This is a genomic window from Pantoea sp. X-Soil-YNGN-785 (genome assembly GCF_059730585.1).
This window is the reverse complement of record NZ_AP035943.1, coordinates 130,410-148,017: the sequence shown is the minus strand read 5'-3', so window position 1 is coordinate 148,017 and position 17,608 is coordinate 130,410. Positions and strand designations below refer to the sequence as shown.

At 51.3% G+C, this 17,608-nt stretch carries 23 protein-coding genes; 19 read left to right on the top strand and 4 right to left on the bottom strand.

Annotation, left to right across the window (positions count from 1 at the left end):
• Positions 1-9: 9 nt before the first annotated feature.
• The 14 genes from AC6I8E_RS19260 to map all read left to right on the top strand — a co-directional run bounded on the left by AC6I8E_RS19260 (position 10) and on the right by map (position 10,293).
• Positions 10-1,086: a RecT family recombinase gene (locus AC6I8E_RS19260; RefSeq protein WP_140029365.1), complete on the top strand. Its 1,077-nt coding sequence runs from the start codon at positions 10-12 to the stop codon at positions 1,084-1,086.
• Positions 1,087-1,121: 35 nt separating this feature from the next.
• A complete protein-coding gene (locus AC6I8E_RS19255) occupies positions 1,122-1,337 on the top strand; it encodes an ANR family transcriptional regulator (protein ID WP_010670533.1) in 216 nt (71 codons plus the stop codon).
• Positions 1,338-1,512: 175 nt separating this feature from the next.
• Positions 1,513-1,821, top strand: coding sequence for a hypothetical protein (locus tag AC6I8E_RS19250; protein ID WP_010670534.1), 309 nt, complete (start codon positions 1,513-1,515; stop codon positions 1,819-1,821).
• A 105-nt stretch (positions 1,822-1,926) separates the two neighbouring features.
• Complete coding sequence (locus tag AC6I8E_RS19245; protein ID WP_140029364.1) at positions 1,927-2,703, top strand: fimbria/pilus periplasmic chaperone; 777 nt, start codon at positions 1,927-1,929, stop codon at positions 2,701-2,703.
• A gap of 50 nt (positions 2,704-2,753) precedes the next feature.
• The gene (locus tag AC6I8E_RS19240) at positions 2,754-3,299 is read left to right on the top strand and encodes a FimD/PapC N-terminal domain-containing protein (protein ID WP_497824867.1); all 546 of its coding nucleotides are present in this window, start codon (positions 2,754-2,756) and stop codon (positions 3,297-3,299) included.
• The gene (locus AC6I8E_RS19235; protein WP_497824866.1) at positions 3,191-5,212 is read left to right on the top strand and encodes a fimbria/pilus outer membrane usher protein; all 2,022 of its coding nucleotides are present in this window, start codon (positions 3,191-3,193) and stop codon (positions 5,210-5,212) included. Before AC6I8E_RS19240 ends, AC6I8E_RS19235 begins: the two co-directional genes overlap by 109 nt.
• A gap of 21 nt (positions 5,213-5,233) precedes the next feature.
• Complete coding sequence (afaD, locus tag AC6I8E_RS19230; protein ID WP_140029362.1) at positions 5,234-5,677, top strand: AfaD family invasin; 444 nt, start codon at positions 5,234-5,236, stop codon at positions 5,675-5,677.
• A 68-nt stretch (positions 5,678-5,745) separates the two neighbouring features.
• On the top strand, positions 5,746-6,258 hold the full coding sequence (locus tag AC6I8E_RS19225) for a hypothetical protein (RefSeq protein WP_140029361.1): 513 nt from the start codon (positions 5,746-5,748) through the stop codon (positions 6,256-6,258).
• 443 nt (positions 6,259-6,701) lie between these two features.
• Positions 6,702-7,082: a SecDF P1 head subdomain-containing protein gene (locus tag AC6I8E_RS19220; RefSeq protein WP_140029360.1), complete on the top strand. Its 381-nt coding sequence runs from the start codon at positions 6,702-6,704 to the stop codon at positions 7,080-7,082.
• A 173-nt stretch (positions 7,083-7,255) separates the two neighbouring features.
• Positions 7,256-7,549, top strand: coding sequence for a hypothetical protein (locus AC6I8E_RS19215; protein WP_061703488.1), 294 nt, complete (start codon positions 7,256-7,258; stop codon positions 7,547-7,549).
• A gap of 272 nt (positions 7,550-7,821) precedes the next feature.
• Positions 7,822-8,079 carry an excisionase gene (locus tag AC6I8E_RS19210; protein ID WP_140029359.1) on the top strand — a complete coding sequence of 86 codons (258 nt, stop codon included), beginning with the start codon at positions 7,822-7,824 and terminating at the stop codon, positions 8,077-8,079.
• Positions 8,063-9,148, top strand: coding sequence for a tyrosine-type recombinase/integrase (locus AC6I8E_RS19205; protein ID WP_497824865.1), 1,086 nt, complete (start codon positions 8,063-8,065; stop codon positions 9,146-9,148). Before AC6I8E_RS19210 ends, AC6I8E_RS19205 begins: the two co-directional genes overlap by 17 nt.
• Positions 9,149-9,265: 117 nt before the next feature.
• On the top strand, positions 9,266-9,511 hold the full coding sequence (locus tag AC6I8E_RS19200) for a ParD-like family protein (protein ID WP_013196391.1): 246 nt from the start codon (positions 9,266-9,268) through the stop codon (positions 9,509-9,511).
• On the top strand, positions 9,508-10,293 hold the full coding sequence (map, locus tag AC6I8E_RS19195; RefSeq protein WP_013196392.1) for a type I methionyl aminopeptidase: 786 nt from the start codon (positions 9,508-9,510) through the stop codon (positions 10,291-10,293). Before AC6I8E_RS19200 ends, map begins: the two co-directional genes overlap by 4 nt.
• Before the next feature lie 36 nt (positions 10,294-10,329).
• On the opposite strand, the gene AC6I8E_RS19190 is transcribed toward map, so the two are convergent.
• Together AC6I8E_RS19190 and AC6I8E_RS19185 are read right to left on the bottom strand one after the other, a co-directional pair.
• A complete protein-coding gene (locus AC6I8E_RS19190) occupies positions 10,330-11,424 on the bottom strand; it encodes a sensor domain-containing diguanylate cyclase (RefSeq protein WP_095707868.1) in 1,095 nt (364 codons plus the stop codon).
• A gap of 180 nt (positions 11,425-11,604) precedes the next feature.
• Positions 11,605-11,913 (bottom strand): hypothetical protein, encoded by a 309-nt coding sequence (locus tag AC6I8E_RS19185; protein ID WP_147788793.1) that lies wholly within the window; start codon positions 11,911-11,913, stop codon positions 11,605-11,607.
• A 231-nt stretch (positions 11,914-12,144) separates the two neighbouring features.
• On the opposite strand from AC6I8E_RS19185, the gene AC6I8E_RS19180 reads away from it, so the two are divergent.
• From AC6I8E_RS19180 to AC6I8E_RS19170, 3 genes are all read left to right on the top strand, one after another.
• Positions 12,145-12,369, top strand: coding sequence for a hypothetical protein (locus AC6I8E_RS19180; protein WP_013196395.1), 225 nt, complete (start codon positions 12,145-12,147; stop codon positions 12,367-12,369).
• A 2-nt stretch (positions 12,370-12,371) separates the two neighbouring features.
• Entirely contained in the window at positions 12,372-12,614 is a 243-nt protein-coding gene (locus AC6I8E_RS19175; protein WP_312216080.1) for a hypothetical protein, read from the top strand.
• Between the two features lie 93 nt (positions 12,615-12,707).
• Complete coding sequence (locus AC6I8E_RS19170) at positions 12,708-13,394, top strand: RipA family octameric membrane protein (RefSeq protein ID WP_201251384.1); 687 nt, start codon at positions 12,708-12,710, stop codon at positions 13,392-13,394.
• A gap of 219 nt (positions 13,395-13,613) precedes the next feature.
• Here the strand turns inward: AC6I8E_RS19170 and AC6I8E_RS19165 are convergent, their stop codons facing one another.
• Positions 13,614-14,663, bottom strand: coding sequence for an NAD(P)-dependent alcohol dehydrogenase (locus AC6I8E_RS19165; protein WP_497824864.1), 1,050 nt, complete (start codon positions 14,661-14,663; stop codon positions 13,614-13,616).
• 110 nt (positions 14,664-14,773) lie between these two features.
• On the opposite strand from AC6I8E_RS19165, the gene AC6I8E_RS19160 reads away from it, so the two are divergent.
• The gene (locus AC6I8E_RS19160; protein WP_013196399.1) at positions 14,774-15,166 is read left to right on the top strand and encodes a winged helix-turn-helix transcriptional regulator; all 393 of its coding nucleotides are present in this window, start codon (positions 14,774-14,776) and stop codon (positions 15,164-15,166) included.
• A 30-nt stretch (positions 15,167-15,196) separates the two neighbouring features.
• Here AC6I8E_RS19160 and AC6I8E_RS19155 read toward each other — a convergent pair whose 3' ends face one another.
• Positions 15,197-16,018 carry a Cof-type HAD-IIB family hydrolase gene (locus AC6I8E_RS19155; protein ID WP_497824904.1) on the bottom strand — a complete coding sequence of 274 codons (822 nt, stop codon included), beginning with the start codon at positions 16,016-16,018 and terminating at the stop codon, positions 15,197-15,199.
• Positions 16,019-16,272: 254 nt separating this feature from the next.
• Between AC6I8E_RS19155 and AC6I8E_RS19150 the strand changes: the two genes are divergently transcribed.
• Entirely contained in the window at positions 16,273-17,535 is a 1,263-nt protein-coding gene (locus AC6I8E_RS19150) for a DUF1479 domain-containing protein (RefSeq protein WP_497824863.1), read from the top strand.
• Positions 17,536-17,608 lie beyond the last annotated feature (73 nt).

The window sequence follows — 17,608 nt, the reverse complement described above, 5'->3', positions numbered from 1 at the left end:
GTAGGCGTTATGCAAAATCAACCGATGATCTCTGCGCCCGACAGCACTGACACAACTGCCACTATTTTCAGCCCCGATGCCCTGGATAAACTGGTGCGCTTTGCAGAAATCATGGCCAGCAGCAGAGTCACTGTCCCGGCGCATCTCGCGGGCAAAGCCGCGGACTGTCTGGCTGTGACCATGCAGGCCCTGCAGTGGCGTATGAATCCGTTTGCCGTCGCCCAAAAAACCTTCACCGTCAACGGTGTTCTGGGATACGAGGCACAGCTGGTGAATGCAGTGATCAACACCATGGCCCCTGCACGGGATCGGCTCCATTACGAATGGTTTGGGCCATGGGAAAATGTTATCGGCAGATTCACCGAGAAAACCTCATCCAAAGGCAATAAATACATCGCACCGGACTGGACACTGCAGGATGAATCCGGATGCGGTGTTCGGGTGTGGGCAACAATGAAGAACGAGCAGGAGCCGCGGGTGCTGGAACTGCTGCTCTCACAGGCACAGGTACGGAACTCAACACTCTGGGCGAGCGATCCGCGTCAGCAGCTGGCTTATCTCGCTGTTAAACGCTGGGCCCGTCTGCACTGCCCGGACGTCATTCTGGGGGTGTACACACCGGATGAACTGGAAACCTTATCTCCTGCAGAACGCGACGTGACACCGCCAGCTCGTGAAGATCTGAATGCGTTCATCAATCAGTCAGCCAGCCGAGATAACTGTGTTGCGCTGCAAAACCATTCTGTCCCGGACCTGCGAACTGAAGAGATTAAAGCAGAAACGCCCGTACCTGCAGCGCCACCAGCCAGCCCGGTCAGATCGCCTGACCAGCCGGCGAGCGCACCCCCGCCCTCGCCTAAACACTGTCCGGGTAAAGAACAGGAACGCGCTGAGGACAGGAAACGTTCTTCAGAAGAACTTCTCGCTGATTTCTGTGAGGCAGCCATGAAAAGTCAGTCGGTCAGCGCACTCGCCCGCTGCTACGCCTACGCATCAAAGGTACTTAAACCTGTGCCACCGCTGCTGGATAAAGCCACAGATGTGTTTCTGGTCAGGAAAGCCGAGATTGAAGAAGCCAGAGAATAAATGCCATCTGAACCCCGTTAATTCAGGAGTTATCGATGAATCAGAGAAAGACCGACCGCAACCAGCGTTATTACGCCGTCGCCGAGGCGGCTGCATTTGCCGAACGCTGCGAAAAGTTTGATCAGGCGGGAAAACTCTGGCTGCGGGCAATGAAGCTGGCCTTAAGACCGATGAATGCCCAGTGGGCAGAACACCGCAGTCAGTGTTGTATGAGTGCATTACGTAATGGATGGTCTTATATCAGGGATTAAGCCAGCAGTGATTATCCAGAGGCACCCTCATCATTATGAATATTATATTCACTTTTCTGACTTCACTGATATGAAAGTGAGTGTTAGTTTCTTTACAGAAGGCGAATAAATATATACATAAAATTAAAACTCCGCGCGCTCCCTGAGTGTAACATTAATTAAGAAGACGCCACCTATGAACACAAGACTGTTAAGCTATATCGACACCTTTTTATACCATTCTTCTACCGAGCCACTGCAGCAACTGGTTTATATCATCGCAAAACTGTGCCTCATTACTGCACCCGCAGCCTGGGTCGTCAAACGCCCGACTGGCAAAGACGACAGACTCTTTACGTCTCAGGAAGAGGCACTGGAGTTTCTTGAAAAGCAGGGCCACAGCGATGACTATGTCGCGCCACTTTTCACAACAGTAAAAGTGGATATGAGTGCAGGAGAAATCCGGCATCTGCTTTTGACGCCATTACCTGATGAAGAAGATTAGTCTCTAATTAAAAGCAGGCAATGGTTATCTTATATCTGCAAATTTAACGCGTCATGATTGTGGCTCGAAATAAAAAACAACACCAGGGCAGTCAGGAACAATTCAATGACCAGAACAACGAATGCCATTATTATTGTGGCGGCTATACTGTGCTCGTTCCAGCTTGCAAGGGGAGAAAGTATGCCGCTGGAAAATGAACTCCAGTCCTTTTCTGTAAAAACAGGCGCAACCCGGATTATATATTCTGCGGGTTCGAATGGTGCATCAATGACCGTGATGAACCCCCAGGCGTATCCGATGCTGGTGCAGTCGGAAATCATGATGGAAGACCGGAAAACCCGGGCCCCGTTTATTGTCACCCCACCACTGTTCCGTCTGGACGGGCATCAGCAGAGCCGGATAAAGGTTATCGCAACCAGCAGCCACAATAATGACACGAAAGAGTCACTTTACTGGCTTTGCGTAACAGGCATCCCCCCTGAGGCGGATGCGGACTGGACGGGTGATGCGTATAGAAAGAAAAAGGCCGGACAGCACGCTACCCTTCTGACGCAACTGCGTATCAAAAGCTGCCTGAAACTGCTTGTACGCCCATCCTCCCTCAGAGGCACACCCGAAGACTTTGCCTCCAGCCTGACCTGGGCAAAACGCGGTAAGACGCTCACGGTCAGCAACCCCACGCCCTTTTTCATGAATCTCAGAAGTGTTCAGCTTGGAAAATCGAGTGTGGCCAACCCTGAATATGTTCCTCCGATGGGTAAACGGCAACTGCGCATACCTGCGGATGCGTCAGGTCAGGTGCACTGGCGACTGATTACCGATTATGGCGGAGACAGCAAAGCGTTCACGTCCGACCTGAGCACTGATCCTGTTTCTCACTGAGAGTACTCCCTGCCAGGATTAAAACGATGACTGTTTACAGACCACTTTTCGTGGCCGGTCTGACGCTGGCTGCGGTTCAGGCAGAAGGCAAAGTCTATACCTTTAACCCGGCTCTCATTACCGGAAGCAATAAAGAAACAGACCTGATGCTTTTCAGTCAGGGCAGTCAGCTACCGGGCATTTATCCGACTGACATCTACCTGAACAATACACTTATCGACTCCCGGCCAGTCAGTTACATATTAAGGGCGGATAAATATGGTCGTCAGGGACTCGTCCCTCACCTCAGCAGATCCATGCTGTCAGGTTACGGAGTACGCATGAAGAGCTTCAAGGTTACTGAGAAGGAAAAACGCTCAGGCTTTTTTGATCTGTCGCAGATACCGGGCGCTCAGGCTGATTTCCACTTTGATGAGCAGTCACTGCATCTGAGTATTCCTCAGGTTTATCTGAAGCCCGGATTTAAAGGCATCGCACCCCGTACTCTTTGGGACGACGGCATACCTGCCTTCATCATGAATTATCGTGCCGGGACGAGCCAGAGTGTTACCCGTGGCCCCTCGGGAGGAATTATCAGTACTCCTGGCTGCAACTGACGCCAGGCGTCAACATCGGTGCCTGGCGGCTTCGCAACGTCACCAGCTGGCAGCAAACACGTGGAACGCCCGGACGCTGGCAGGCCATGACGACTTATCTGGAGCGCGGTATTAATGGCATCAACAGCCGCCTGACGCTGGGTGAGCGTTATACCGCCTCTGAGATTTTTGACAGCGTTCCCTTCAGAGGCGTCATGCTTGCCTCTGACGATCGGATGGTACCTTCCAGCCAGTATATGTTTGCGCCGGTCATACGTGGCGTGGCGAGAACCCAGGCCCGCGTTGAGGTAAAACAGAACGGCTACACCATTTATAACCAGGTCGTCGCACCGGGTCCGTTCGCCCTGACTGACTTCAATCCCACCGGCGCAGGTGGTGATTTTCAGGTTACGGTATGGGAGGCGGAGGGCGTTCCTCAGGTTTTCACTGTTCCTTTCCAGACGCCAGCAATCGCCATTAAAGAGGGCTACCTGCGTTACAGCCTGATGGCCGGGCAGTATCGTTCGTCTGACAGGAGAGTAACAAGAGCGCCGGTCATGGAAGCCACCGCCATGTACGGTCTTCCCTTTGGATTCACGCTTTATGGCGGAATCCAGGCAGCCCGGCACTATCAGTCTTCATCCCTGGGTACCGGGCTGAGCATAGGCAACTGGGGTGCACTCTCTTCAGATGTCACACTCAGCCGCGCACAGCACGCGGGTCATGACCCGGTAAACGGTTATTCCTGGCGTATGCGGTACAGCAAAGAGTTTGTCGGGACAAATACTTCGCTGTCACTGGTCAATTTACAGTTCAGCCAGCCGGACTATCTCACACTGGCTGAATCTCTGGAGAGCTGGCGGATTGATGGAATAGCTCCAGGCATTCGCAGAAAAAGGAGAAAAAGTCGTACCGGACTATCCATCAGTCAGGGACTGGGTAAATGGGGTTACCTGAACGCAGGTGCTTATCAGGATACCTACTGGAACCGCGGCCTGCGCGAAAGCAGCCTTAACGCGGGATACTCTGTTGCGTTCAGGGATATGACGCTGTCATTAAACTGGTCTGCCAGTCAACGTGCCCGGCACCATCCCAGGGAACAGATGATGAGCCTCTGGCTCTCTGTTCCGCTGAAAAAATGGATGGGTGGCAACACGCGCGCGTCTTACCGGTACATACATTCAGCATCTCGTCAGGGCAGTCACTCAGTGGGATTAAGTGGTGATGCGTTTGATCAGCGCCTCAGCTGGAATGTTGATCAGCGTTATACCGCCGGACACGCAGTAAGCCGTAGCAATGGCGACATATCTCTGGGATGGGCCGGAACCTACGGGCACATCGCAGGTGATTACAGCTATGGTCGGCATTACCAGCAGCGTACCGTTGTCATGGACGGCGGCCTTATCGCCCATCGCCATGGCATGACTTTCACGCAGGCCCTTGGCGAAACCAATGCACTCATTGAAGCCAGACGCGCTTCAGGTGTGAAGGTATCGGGTTTTCCGGGCATCGCTACGGACTATCGTGGTTATACAGTACAGCCCTGGCTGAACCCCTACCATGAAAATTCTCTTTCATTAGATCCAACGACGTTGCCGTCGGAGGCTGAAATAACTATCACTGACAGTAAAGTTGTGCCTACAGCAGGGGCTATCATTCCTGTTAAATTTAAAACACGAGTGGGTGCGAAGGCAATCATTACACTTTTGCAGCCTGATAGTACAAAAGTCCCTTTCGGCTCTGTGGTGCGAATTAGTTCAGATTCAGGAAATGAGGGTATTGTTGACAATGATGGGAAAGTCTATATGTCAGGATTACCACCGGAAGGAAATCTTACCGTCATAGGTAAAACACAATCACTCAAATGCCCTTACCATTTGATAAAAAATGACGAAGCGCACGGACTCAACTTCTTTACCGCAAAGTGCAAGTAAAGGAAAGGAGAGGAAAGCTTTATGCATCATCGATTAAAAAAAATATCAAGTCTTCTGGTCATAATGTTTATTGTTTCTTTTCAGAGTCCTGAAGCAAATACTCTTAAACTCACAATAACACCAGAACAGAATTTGCATGCTGGCAGAATGAATGATGGAGCAGAACTGGCAACAATCCACGTATCAGGGATGTCAGAATCCTGCGTGCTCAATGTGTGGATTGAACCACCCGGTAAAGAGATTATGCCGGGACACTATATATTAACTGACCGCAAGAAAGGAGGAGGTGAACTGAATGTAAGACTATCAGGTGATAACTGGAAACCTGACGTTCAGGCCGGAAAAGGCGTGATGTCAAAATTTACATCAAAACTCGCCACATTAAATGTTGTGAGTAATGGCGACCAGTTTATAGCAAGCCATATTTCTTCCATGCAAATTTCCGCTCAATGCCGTAATAACTAAATAACCAACATTACAAAACCAATTCAAACTAACAACTTAAATTAATACACCACTCCAAAGGAGTTAAAATGAAATTACTTCCCATAGCATTCTCAGTAGCAATATTATTTATGTGCACTCCGGTCGCAGCTAAAGATGAATTCAAACCTGTAGGCGATCCGGTAAGTCGTTCCGTTGATCTGGTTTTCAGAGAAAATCCTGAATTAATGTTCAGGCTTACACCAAGGCCGGACCTGGAGGCTGGAGTCAATGTAGACAATAGCCCCGTAGCGTTTTTCAGTATTTCTGCAAAATCACCAATGAATTTAGGTATACGCTGGACCCCCAACTCCGGAATCATACAAAAAGACAATTTTTTTAATATAAAAATACCCGGTAAAAATAACCCAAAAAACCAGATCAAGCTTGGTATCACTGGCTATCATGGAATGACAGGATTTGAAACGGGAGGTGGCCATTGGGCATTTTTATCAGAAGGTCCGGTAAAAGTATTCACGGGAATCATTACCATTGAGGGTGACCAATCTGTCACTGCTGATACGTACACGATTAGCCTGGATGCCGCGGCATTTGTTTCCTAGTGTTATCACATCCGGTACGATTAACATACCAATCGTACCGGTATTGTATTCCTATCTATGAAGCTGGTTCATTCTGATGAGATGAAAAAAGATTTTTTGTCCCCGACGAGGCTCACCTCATGGTTAATTTTCGGCTGGCATAATCGCAAGACCCTGAGCCTGCAGTGGCCTCAGCGTAAGACGTGCAGCCGCTTTTTCACCGCGGGGACAGATAAGGATTATAACGTTATCATTAAACCTGACACGGGACACAACCATGACGACAAACGTGATGGGCATTAAGCAAAGACCTGTGTCCGCCAGCATAAGGCGGGGGAAGACTCAATCAGCTGCCTCATCTGGCCGCTTTGTTCTGCCCTGTATCAGTCAGACTGCATGTTAGTGTTCACATGCACCCTAATGGTTTTATAATAACTTTTTAATGCTCAAAATATGGATATTGCATGCTTAAATCCGCGCTCTTTCTCGCTGCCCTTCTCTTTCCTGTAGCCTCTGTCGCCGGGCCAGGTAGTTTTATATTTGAAGTAAATGGCACGAAGGAGACATACTCACCAGAATGCATAAAATCAATAAGTTACGTGGATAGTGATGAGATTGGTTCTGAGAATGTAAATTTCTCTCTAAGTGATGAGTGTGGGAAAATGCTCAATGTAACTACAAAGCAGAACATTGGTAAGAAGTTGTCTATTTATTACAAAGGCAACCTGCTTTCCAGCGCGAATATTGTCTCTCTACTCAGGAATAATTTCAGAATCTCCGGTAAAGAGATGCCACGCATGGTTCTGATGCAGCTTCTTTATGACTATGGGGTTAAGCATAATTAGTGGAAAGGTAGAGGAATTAAGCATGGACGAACGCGACAGGATTAACTTAGATTTTAGTCGTGAGATAAGTATTACCGGAGCTTTGGGCTGCAGTATCCGGGCGGCACTGGCACGATTAATCACAAGGAGAAAAAGCGGTGAGGTGGATTTTTTTATCTGGAATGTTAGTTTCCATGACAGTCGTAGCAGAGGACCGCTCATTCGAAACGCCAGAGGTGAAATGCCTGAATGACCACACCATCCCATTCATCAAGTCGGAAATCCCGCCTAAAGAAATTGTTGATAAGGCCTATGTAATCTGCAGGCCAGAACTGGATGAATGGAAGAAATCGCTGGAACCGTTGCCTGATGAAATGAAGCAGCACATGCGCAAAGAGCTTTATGACTTCTACATCAGGATGATTGAAAAACGACGAAATTATGAAGTCAGCAAAGCTGCAAAAGCTTTTCATCGTGACAATCTTTAACGTCTCCGCGACTTAGGTCCTGAGGTCATTGATCGATGCCGTTTCCACGGAAATCAGACCTGATTTTACACAAGGAGGTTGAAAATAGCTTACAGACCGAGAACATGTCCCTTCTGCAATTTCTGGGGACCCCGCAAGCGCCCAGATGGGAAGTTTTCCTGCGATATGTGCGGGCTTGAATGGAAGCCAGAGCAGGATAATCGAGACAAAGATAAACTATGAAACCCCGCTTCTGCGGGGTTTTTTAATGGACCGAAATCCGGAGGTAAATCATGGCTAAGCTGCTTACCCTGACCGAGTGGGCGAGCGAAACCTATTCTCAGCCACCTTCCCTCTCTACTTTGCGCCGCTGGGCACGCGAAGGGCGAATCTACCCGTGCCCGGAGATACACGGCAAAGAGTACCGGCTTCATCCGGAAGCGGTTTATCTCAACCCCGGTAAACGCGTCAGAAATCCGAATGCTCTTTCGCATAGTGTTATCGGGCGTAATCTGCTGATGGAAAAAATGATATATGATCAAAAGGCCTGAATCTTATGATGCTAACCTCCCCCGTAATCTGACCTACCGCCGCGCCCGCAAAACTTATCACTGGCGCAATCCTCACACCGGAAAAGAGTATTCACTGGGTAATGTCTCACGCCGGGAAGCGATTGCTCAGGCTATTGAAGCCAACCATTATCTGGACCGGAATTATGTTCCCCCCGCCCTTCTGAATAAATTACAGGCGCGCCCCGTAATGATAGTGTCTGAATGGCTTTCAGCCTATGAAACAATCCTTATCAGGCGCAACGTAAAGCCGGTCACCCTGCGGCTGCGCAAATATCAGCTAAACGCAATCAGGAAATCTTTAGGTGACCTGGCAATGACCGCAGTCACGACCCGCGATATTGCCCTGTTTCTGGATGTCTATGTCAACGAAAATAAACAGACAATGGCAGTCATTCTGCGCAGTGTCCTGAATGATGTGTTCCGTGAGGCGATTGTGGCGGGCGTGGTCGAAAGAAATCCGGTTGAACCCACACGGGCAAAACAGCCCAGGGTTCAGAGGAGCCGGCTTTCAGTTGAGCAATTCCGGATGCTGCTGGAGGCCGTACGTGAATCTGAACCCTGGTTTTACCGGGCCCTGCTGGTCGCCGTGGTTACTGCTCAGCGCAGGGAGGATATCAGCCGCATGACGTTTTCCGACATTCGTGATGGCAGACTGTTTATCACACAGAGTAAAAAAGGTAATAAGTTAGCCATCCCTGTTGATCTGGCGCTGCCCGACATCGGCATGACACTGAACGACGTGACTGAGTTATGCCGACGGAATAATCCTTCGCAGTATTTAATCTATTCCGCTACACGACGTCATGGGCGCAGACCTGGCCCCGTTCGTCCGGAAAACCTGACGCAGGCATTTACGCGCACGCGGGCCCGCTGCGGTCTGGACACATTGCCAAACCCGCCAACCTTTCACGAGATCCGCAGCCTGTCCGGAAGATTATATGAGGCACATTACGGTCAGGCGTTTACACAGCGGCTGCTGGGCCATAAGAATCTCACCATGACGCAAAAGTACCTGGACTCCCGTGGTGATACGTACGTAATGGTTTGATGCGTATAATTTCGGACAAATTTCGGACATTTTCGGACGGAATGAAATTTGCCATTGCAACTCATGGAGTTATCGATAAACTATATACGAAACATATACGTTTCATATAAGGCTCATATGGGTATCGTAAAAATCTCTGACCTGATGCATGAAAATCTGCGCATCGCCAGTCAGGCGATGAGTCGCTCGATTAATGCACAGGCTGAACACTGGCTGAAACTCGGCATGCTGGCAGAACTCTATCCGCAGCAGACCCAACACCAACTGGCGCAGATGCTGATCCGGCTTGAACTGGACGGCAGCGCTGATATCCGAAATATGCTCCATAAAGAGAGCCTCACCACACAAGGAGACGTGTCATGAACACCGTTAAAATTCATACCGCCGCAGAGATTGAGATGGCGCGCGCAGCCGGGCAGGCTGCGGCGCAGGTACTGGCGATGATTACACCGCACGTTCGCCCCGGCATTACCACCGAAGAGCTGGATGATATCTGTCACGACTTCATTGTGAATGAACTCAGAGTGACGCCCGCGAATATCGGCTATCACGGCTATACCCGCACGACCTGCACGTCGGTCAATCACGTGGTGTGCCACGGTATACCAGCCAGCAAAAAGCTCAAGGATGGCGATATCGTTAATATCGATGTAGCGGTCATCAAAGATGGCTGGTATGGCGATACCAGCAGGATGTATTTTGTCGGCACACCGTCAGTCCGTGCAAAACGTCTGGTCGATATCACCTATCAATCGATGGTTGCGGGGATCAAAACTGTCCGTCCCGGCGCGACGCTGGGCGATGTGGGCGCGGCAATTCAGCGTGTTGCAGAAGCTGCCGGTTTTTCTGTCGTACGGGAATATTGCGGGCACGGCGTGGGTGAGATTTATCACACCGATCCGCAGGTGCTGCATTACGGCACCCCAGGTGAAGGAATGCCCCTGAAGGCCGGTATGATCTTCACTATCGAACCGATGATTAATGCCGGTAAAGCCGGAACCAGCGTGCTGTCAGATGGCTGGACGGTCGTGACTAAAGATCGCTCGCTCTCGGCGCAATGGGAACATACCGTCGCCGTCACTGGAGAGGGTTTCGATCTGCTGACACCGTGGCCTGAAGGCACTGGCGACTACCCGGCGATTTGATTACTCAGCCTGAGACGCGACCTCAGGCTGCCTTCTTCATTTGCTCCTGACTGCACTGAGTGTGTTCAGCGAATCGGAATGCCATATCTGCACATTGTTGCGACCCGCGCGCTTCACCTGATAAAGCGCCTCATCAGCACATCTCAGCCACTCATGAATCGATGCCGCATCACGTGCTGCCGCAATCCCAATACTCACCGAACACTGAAAGGTGGATGACGCTGGCAGCCGCAACAGGGCAATGCCCTGCCTGATTTGCTCTGCCAGCAGCAGGATGCTGGCTTCATCCGCATCCCGTACGATCACACACAATTCATCGCCGCCAAAGCGGGCGGGCACATCTTTCAGGCCGACGCTGTCACGCAGCAGTGCCGAAATCTCTGTCAGCAGAAAGTCACCCGCTTCATGTCCATAAGTATCGTTAACCTGTTTAAAGTGGTCGACATCCAGCAGCATTAACCAGGCCTTGCCCTCGCCTCGCTGCGTTCGCAAAAACTCACTTTCCAGCCGCCGTTCAAACAGCCGGCGATTAGGGATTTTCAGGCCGGGGTCCATCAGCGCGATGCGTTCGAGTTCGCGGTTCTTCTGGCGCAGAGTCAGGGTCAGGTTGTGCGAGACTACGCTGAGTGCCAGCAGATACAGGCTGGCCAGCGGCAGTGTCAGCCAGACGGTTCGGGTACTGAACGTCAGCACCAGGGGTGCCTTTTCCGCTGACCAGACCAGCACAAAGGCAAACAGAAAGGCCTGCAGCGCGGACTTCAGCTGAACCCAGCCGCCTGCCGAGTAGCGATCGGAGATCAGCACCGCCATGATAATAATTGAAGGCAGCGGACTCAGTGCCATCGCAGCAACCCAGACGCCGCCAAACGCGGCATCCAGCGTGAGATTCTTACGCTCAAAACCGGTCGGATCGCACGACCGCAATGCCAATCGATAGGCAGCGTAAGGCCAGATAAACGCATTGGTAAACAGAAGAGCACAAAGTGCCGCGCTTTTTCCCATCTCCATCAGAACTGACAGAATGGGCAGAAAACAGAGAAAGGTACCGAGCTGGCGCATCATAAACATTCGTCGCACAAATCGCGTCGAACGGCGCTTCAGTTGAACATCATCGGGAGTGTAATAATTCATATGCACACTGAAGCAGCCACGGGTTACGGCAGTTTATCGGCAAATGCTGGAACAGGGTTAATTATTTGCAGAATATTCTTATTGCGTAACTAATGTTTTTCTAAGCGCCATATGCAACTCAGGCAACCGATGCTGGCCGAGAAAGAGTGTGTGCGCGCTATGACAGCACGCACAGGGAGACTATCGGCGGCCTTTCACAATTGAGGCCGACCAGTTGAAATCGCTGACTTCACTGGCGGTAAGTGATTCAGGTTTCTTTTTACGCAGCGGTTTTTTCTTTTCCTTTTCGGCCTTTGCTTTCTCCTTCTCCAGCTTACTGGCCATCACCATCTGCCGTGCTTCACTGTTGAATTCTTTCTCTTTTTTACTATCCGGCTCTTTACCGGTTCGCTGACGGTACTTTTCAGCCAGCCCTTTATAGGTTTGTTCGACGGCCAGACGTTCGTCAACACTGAACTGATCAATGGAAATCATCTTCTTATCGCTCATAGCGGCGTGTCCTGTGGCAAGTTGTCCGGTCAAGTGTACCGCATTCAGGGCCCATTAACGCAGCGAATGGCAGCCGTTCTGCAGACTCATGTTCCCCCACGTTCCTGCTATCAGGTAATTTCTCTGAAAGGTGGGCCTTAGCCCTGTTAAAAATAAGGTTATCTCTTAATATAAAACTAATGTTCATCAGGTTTACTGGTAGTGACCACGTACTGCCGAGGAGCTGAGGGAATGATTAAAGAGACCGATCGCCTGTCACAGGCGTTATTACGGCGGCATGGGATTGGCGTTAAGCAGAAACGTATACACTTTCGTGGCCGCGATTTATTGTTTCAGCTGCATAATGCCCGTTATGAAGTTTTCAACGGCGATCGCTGTATCGCGACCGTTGAAACAAATAATATCAATGAAGCGATTAAGCAGTTTAAAGCGCTGGACAACCCTGCGGAGAAATAAGCATGCCAGATTATCGCCTGTTTCAGAAGGACCAGACAGTCAGGGCCGTGAATCATGTAAGCCAGGATCAGCAGGATCTGTTAGCAGCTGAAGGCTATAAAGTGGTTTGGGACGTAGTCAATGCCGATAACACTGATGCGGCGCTTTTGCGCTATCAGCAGTTGCGTCACGATGAGGGTAACGCTGCGCAGAACTTTGCAACGGATTCGCTTTTCAGCTCTCTTCTGGGTCTGTTATCCCGCTAAGTCAGCATGGGGCTGCGAGTTTACGGGCGAAGTTACTGTTAATTCATGCTGTGCTGATTAAAATAGAGAAAATTTCCCGCACACAGGTTTCTGATGAAAATCACTATTAACAAAGAAGATGAGCTGTTTATGCACAACTTCTTTGCTGCACCCTGCGACACCTTCGATACAGACTCACTTCAGGCACAACATATTCAGCAATCGCTTCAGCTGGCCATTCAGCAGAAAAGTGCAGAGGCAGACAGCGACTGGAAGCGCAGCCTGACTTTTCTGCTGCTGTTTCTCTTTTTATATGCTGCGCTGGGAGCCTCGCTGACGCTGGATCTCAGCACCACAGGCGCGGCACATAAGAGTATCGAGTATGCGCTGGAAGCGATTCCGGTGCTCATCGCCTTCTCTGGTTTCTTCGTCTCCATTCTTTATCTCTTCCTGACCCGTGCCAGTGCGCGTAAGCAGCATAACTGGGAAAAAAGTATTCTGGTGCTGGAGAAGTACGCCATCGGTAACCTGTTTAAAGCCACCCATACCCAGGGCGGTGGCACCAGCAATTACTCTGTGCCCAATCTTTCTATTTCGCTCGCGCTGTTTATCTGTGTGACCTGGCTGGTGATTTATAACTATCTGACCTTTACCACCAGTGGCGTGTTTGGCAGTGTCATCTCGCTTTTCATCAGCACCATGGTTTATGTCATTCTGGATATCCAGCTGCTTAAGCCCTTTATTCATGCTGTTGAAAAAGACGAACCCGAAAAGAGTAACGCGGATAAAGAGCAGGATTAACGACCTTCCCTGACGTTAAAGCAGATACCCGGCCAGTGAGTCGGGTATTTTTTTGGCTGCTAAAAGACGCTTTCGCTAAATAGCTTTTGCCGCGCAGAGACAAATGGAACGGCGAATTGACAGCAAATTGCATGTTGTAACTATATATAACCTCCACCTTTTACATTGCAACTTACTGAACGCTGCCTGAAGGCCCGCTTTCACCGCGGGCCAGGCGTGTTACCAGCGCGTTTTCTGCATATCGATGACGAAACGATATTTCACATCGCTGGTGAGCATGCGTTCAAAGGCAGTCTCCACCTCTTCACCGGTAATCATCTCTACGTCAGCCGTGATGTTGTACTCACCACAGAAGTCGAGCATCTGCTGCGTCTCCTGAATGCTGCCGATTGAGGTGCCCGTGATACTGAGGCGGCGGAACACCATTGGCGTGACATTCGGTGACGGATGCGGTTGATCGGGGATCCCCACCAGCACCAGCTGACCGTTGGTTTTCAGCGCGTTCAGATATGGATCGAGGTCGTGAGGTGCCGCAACACAGTCCAGGATAATATCCAGCGACGCCTGACACCCGGCCATTTGTGCCGCGTCTCGCGAGACCACCACATGTTTAGCCCCCAGCCGACGCGCATCCGCCCCTTTCGCCGGAGAGGTCGTAAACAGAGTTACCTCCGCACCCAGCGCGCTGGCCAGCTTAACCGCCATGTGGCCCAGGCCGCCAAGACCGACCACACCCACACGATCGCCTGCTTTGACGTTGAAGTGCTTCAAGGGTGACCAGACGGTCACGCCTGCGCACAGCAGTGGAGCCACCGCGTTCAGCGCCAGATTATCCGGCACCGTGACCACAAAATGCTGGTCGGCGATAACGTGCTGCGCATAGCCGCCAAACGTCGTGTTGCCGGTATATTTATCGGTGCCGTTATAGGTCGGCGTGAAACCCGCCTCACAGTACTGCTCTTCTTGCTGCTGGCAGAAGTGACACTCCCGGCAGGAATCGACCATCACGCCAACGCCAACCGTCTCTCCAACAGAGAATTTAGTGACATTGTCACCTGTTGCAACCACACGACCAACAATCTCGTGACCGGGCACCAGTGGATAACGGCTGACGCCCCATTCATTGCGCGCCATATGCAGGTCAGAGTGGCAGACACCGCAGTAGAGAATCTCAATTTTTACATCATCAGCCTGCAGATCGCGTAACTCAACCTCGCCTGCCTTGAGCGGTTGACCTGCTTGGGTAGCTACCAGCGCGTTAATTTTCATCTGTTGCCTCTTCTTACCTGATGGTCGTAAAGAAAGCGGCACACTATAGACACACGAAGCTCCTTTTGGTAGTAGTTACCTTTTGGTTACCATGAAATCGTGAGGTGATTATGCCGGTCTGGGTTGATGGAAAACTGTGCTTTTATGCGGACTCACCGCCGCGCCGCCTGCTGGAACTATTTTCGGTGAAGTGGAGCACAATGGTGCTGCATGCGCTTTTTCACTGGCCGGACAATCGGGCACGCACGGGCGAACTGGAGCGCAGCCTGCAGGGCATCTCGAAGAAGATGCTGATCCAGACGCTGCGTGAGCTGGAACAACGCGGACTGGTGTCACGTCAGGTGTGGCAGGTGGTGCCGCCAAAAGTGGAATACAGCCTCACGGCGCTGGGCCATACCTTCGCACAGCCGATTGAGCAGATGTATCAGTGGGGGCTGGAGAATCAGGCTGCGCTGGATGAAATGGAAAATCATGCGCGCAGCCATCAGGAAAGTGGCGGATAAAACGCCGCCCCATATGCAGGTTACCGCGTCTTAGTCGAACGGGAATTCGCGCGCCAGCACGCGCGCAATCACATTCAGCGCGCCCTCGTCATTGTTGCTCTGCGTCTGGTAGCGCGCCACGGCGGCGACAGCGTCGGCCGCATTGGCCATTGAGAAACTGAAGCAGGCCTGGCGCAGCATTTCGATATCATTCCCGCTGTCGCCAATCGCCAGCACTTCACAATCACTGATGCCCCATTTTTCCTGCAGCAGCGCGATGCCGTGGGCTTTATGGCAGCCGGGAATGATGAGGTCAATAAAACCAAAGCCGCTGGAAACCGGATGCATGATATTTTCCAGCTCGCCCAGACGCGCATGCAGGCGTTGCAGCAATGCTTCCACCCCTTCATGTTCCAGCTTCAGCGAGAACTTGAAGATGGTGTCATCAATGGCATACAGGTCATCGCGCTTTTCCAGACGGTGATAGTGGTTTGCCAGCTGGTCCATCACCTCGTCAGAGGCAGAAGAATGCATATAAGCACCATTTCGTCCGCACACCACTACCGCGATGTCCGGTTCATGCGCCAGAATATCGAGGATCTTATGCACCTTCTCCTGCGCTAACTCGCCGCAGAAAATCTCTTCATTACAGTCAGAGACCCAGGCGCCATTTTCTGCCACGAAAGCGATCTCATCTTTGATGTCGGGAAAATAGCGCTGCAGCTGGTAATACTGATTACCACTGGCCACCACAAAACGGATGCCCTTCTGCTTCAGCAGCGCATACTGACGTGAAAACCGCTGAACGTTGTACTGCTTATTATCGTCCAGAAAGGTGCCGTCCATATCCACCGCAATCATCTTAACCGCCATCTCGCCTGCCCCTATACGTTCGCCGTTCTGTCCTGCCGGCTGATTGATTTGATTCATAAAGCTTACTCGCTGTGTGGATTAATGAGAATGCAAATAGTGACTTTGCTAACGGCTTTCAGAGCGTTCCGGTTCAGAAGTTGTGTTACAACGCACGTTTTTTATCGTTAAAAGAATGTTAATCTCAGCCGCACTTTACGAATGAAGATTATTTCAATTGCATTCGTAACTCAATCCCGAACTTTGAGGAGTGTGAAATGCGTAATGAATCCCGAGCAACACCTTTGCCTGATGACGTTAAAAGCGCTATCCGCAAAATGAAACAGCAGCTACGCCAGCAAATTGGCGACGTGGATGCCCTGTTTCGGCAGGTGTGCGACAACATTACTGCCGCGATTGCAGAGGCAAAAGCGGACGAAGCGCGAACCGGCAGTGCCTGGCCGGTCGTGCCGATACAGGACATAACAGAAGGGAAGGTTTCGGATGAAACCCGATCGCTGATTAAACGTCGCGGCTGTGTCGTGATTAAGCAGCACTTCGCGCGTGATCAGGCAATGGCATGGGATAAGTCGATGCTCGACTACCTGGATCACAACCGTTTTGATGAGCAGTACCGCGGTCCCGGTGATGACTTCTTTGGCTCACTTGCGGCCTCACGCCCCGAAATATACCCGATTTACTGGTCGCAGGCGCAGATGGAAGCGCGGCAGAGTACGGCGATGGCTGATGCGCAGTCTTTTCTGAACCGGTTATGGACGTTTAACTCTCAGGGCAGACAGTGGTTTGATCCCGATGTCAGCGTGATCTATCCCGATCGCATTCGTCGCCGTTTGCCCGGCACCACGTCGAAAGGATTAGGTGCCCATACCGACTCCGGTGCGCTGGAACGCTGGTTACTGCCCGCTTATCAGCAGGTTTTCAGCAAGCTGTTTCACGGTGATTTTGCCGCTTACGATCCCTGGGATGCGGCACACCGTACCGAGGTTGATGAGTATGATCTGCCTGGCACGACCAAGTGTTCAGTGTTCCGCACATTTCAGGGCTGGACCGCACTCTCCGATATGATCCCTGGCCAGGGGCTTCTGCATGTGGTGCCGGTGCCGCAGGCGATGGCGTATATCCTGCTGCGTCCACTACTATCCGATGTGCCTGAAGATGAACTCTGTGGCGTCGCGCCGGGTCGGGTGTTACCTGTCAATGAGCAGTGGCATCCGCACCTGATCGCCGGACTCTGTTCAATCCCGGCTCTGGAGGCGGGCGATTCAGTGTGGTGGCACTGTGATGTGATCCATTCCGTTGCACCGGTGGACGATCAGCAGGGCTGGGGCAACGTCATGTATATCCCCGCAGCGCCGATGTGTGATAAAAACCGCGTCTACGCCCGCCAGGTTGCGCAGGCGCTGGAGCAGGGACGTTCACCAGGCGATTTTCCGCCGGAAGATTATGAAGCCGGGTGGGAGCAACGTTTTAAGCCGGAAGATCTTAATATTAACGGACGTCGTTCACTGGATTTAGCCTGACTCTGACCCCGCGTTGTGCACCAGCGCGGGGGATTCCCTGATACACTGCACGTTTTATTCCTGACGAAACCCA

Excerpts from the sequence above, each read along its gene's own strand:
- AC6I8E_RS19260 (WP_140029365.1), top strand. The coding sequence starts at position 10 with ATGCAAAATCAACCGATGATCTCTGCGCCCGACAGCACTGACACAACT.
- AC6I8E_RS19255 (WP_010670533.1), top strand. The coding sequence starts at position 1,122 with ATGAATCAGAGAAAGACCGACCGCAACCAGCGTTATTACGCCGTCGCC.
- AC6I8E_RS19250 (WP_010670534.1), top strand. The coding sequence starts at position 1,513 with ATGAACACAAGACTGTTAAGCTATATCGACACCTTTTTATACCATTCT.
- AC6I8E_RS19245 (WP_140029364.1), top strand. The coding sequence starts at position 1,927 with ATGACCAGAACAACGAATGCCATTATTATTGTGGCGGCTATACTGTGC.
- afaD (WP_140029362.1), top strand. The coding sequence starts at position 5,234 with ATGCATCATCGATTAAAAAAAATATCAAGTCTTCTGGTCATAATGTTT.
- AC6I8E_RS19225 (WP_140029361.1), top strand. The coding sequence starts at position 5,746 with ATGAAATTACTTCCCATAGCATTCTCAGTAGCAATATTATTTATGTGC.
- AC6I8E_RS19220 (WP_140029360.1), top strand. The coding sequence starts at position 6,702 with ATGCTTAAATCCGCGCTCTTTCTCGCTGCCCTTCTCTTTCCTGTAGCC.
- AC6I8E_RS19215 (WP_061703488.1), top strand. The coding sequence starts at position 7,256 with ATGACAGTCGTAGCAGAGGACCGCTCATTCGAAACGCCAGAGGTGAAA.
- AC6I8E_RS19210 (WP_140029359.1), top strand. The coding sequence starts at position 7,822 with ATGGCTAAGCTGCTTACCCTGACCGAGTGGGCGAGCGAAACCTATTCT.
- AC6I8E_RS19205 (WP_497824865.1), top strand. The coding sequence starts at position 8,063 with ATGATCAAAAGGCCTGAATCTTATGATGCTAACCTCCCCCGTAATCTG.
- AC6I8E_RS19200 (WP_013196391.1), top strand. The coding sequence starts at position 9,266 with ATGGGTATCGTAAAAATCTCTGACCTGATGCATGAAAATCTGCGCATC.
- map (WP_013196392.1), top strand. The coding sequence starts at position 9,508 with ATGAACACCGTTAAAATTCATACCGCCGCAGAGATTGAGATGGCGCGC.
- AC6I8E_RS19190 (WP_095707868.1), bottom strand. The coding sequence starts at position 11,424 with ATGAATTATTACACTCCCGATGATGTTCAACTGAAGCGCCGTTCGACG.
- AC6I8E_RS19185 (WP_147788793.1), bottom strand. The coding sequence starts at position 11,913 with ATGAGCGATAAGAAGATGATTTCCATTGATCAGTTCAGTGTTGACGAA.
- AC6I8E_RS19180 (WP_013196395.1), top strand. The coding sequence starts at position 12,145 with ATGATTAAAGAGACCGATCGCCTGTCACAGGCGTTATTACGGCGGCAT.
- AC6I8E_RS19175 (WP_312216080.1), top strand. The coding sequence starts at position 12,372 with ATGCCAGATTATCGCCTGTTTCAGAAGGACCAGACAGTCAGGGCCGTG.
- AC6I8E_RS19170 (WP_201251384.1), top strand. The coding sequence starts at position 12,708 with ATGAAAATCACTATTAACAAAGAAGATGAGCTGTTTATGCACAACTTC.
- AC6I8E_RS19165 (WP_497824864.1), bottom strand. The coding sequence starts at position 14,663 with ATGAAAATTAACGCGCTGGTAGCTACCCAAGCAGGTCAACCGCTCAAG.
- AC6I8E_RS19160 (WP_013196399.1), top strand. The coding sequence starts at position 14,774 with ATGCCGGTCTGGGTTGATGGAAAACTGTGCTTTTATGCGGACTCACCG.
- AC6I8E_RS19155 (WP_497824904.1), bottom strand. The coding sequence starts at position 16,018 with ATGGCGGTTAAGATGATTGCGGTGGATATGGACGGCACCTTTCTGGAC.
- AC6I8E_RS19150 (WP_497824863.1), top strand. The coding sequence starts at position 16,273 with ATGCGTAATGAATCCCGAGCAACACCTTTGCCTGATGACGTTAAAAGC.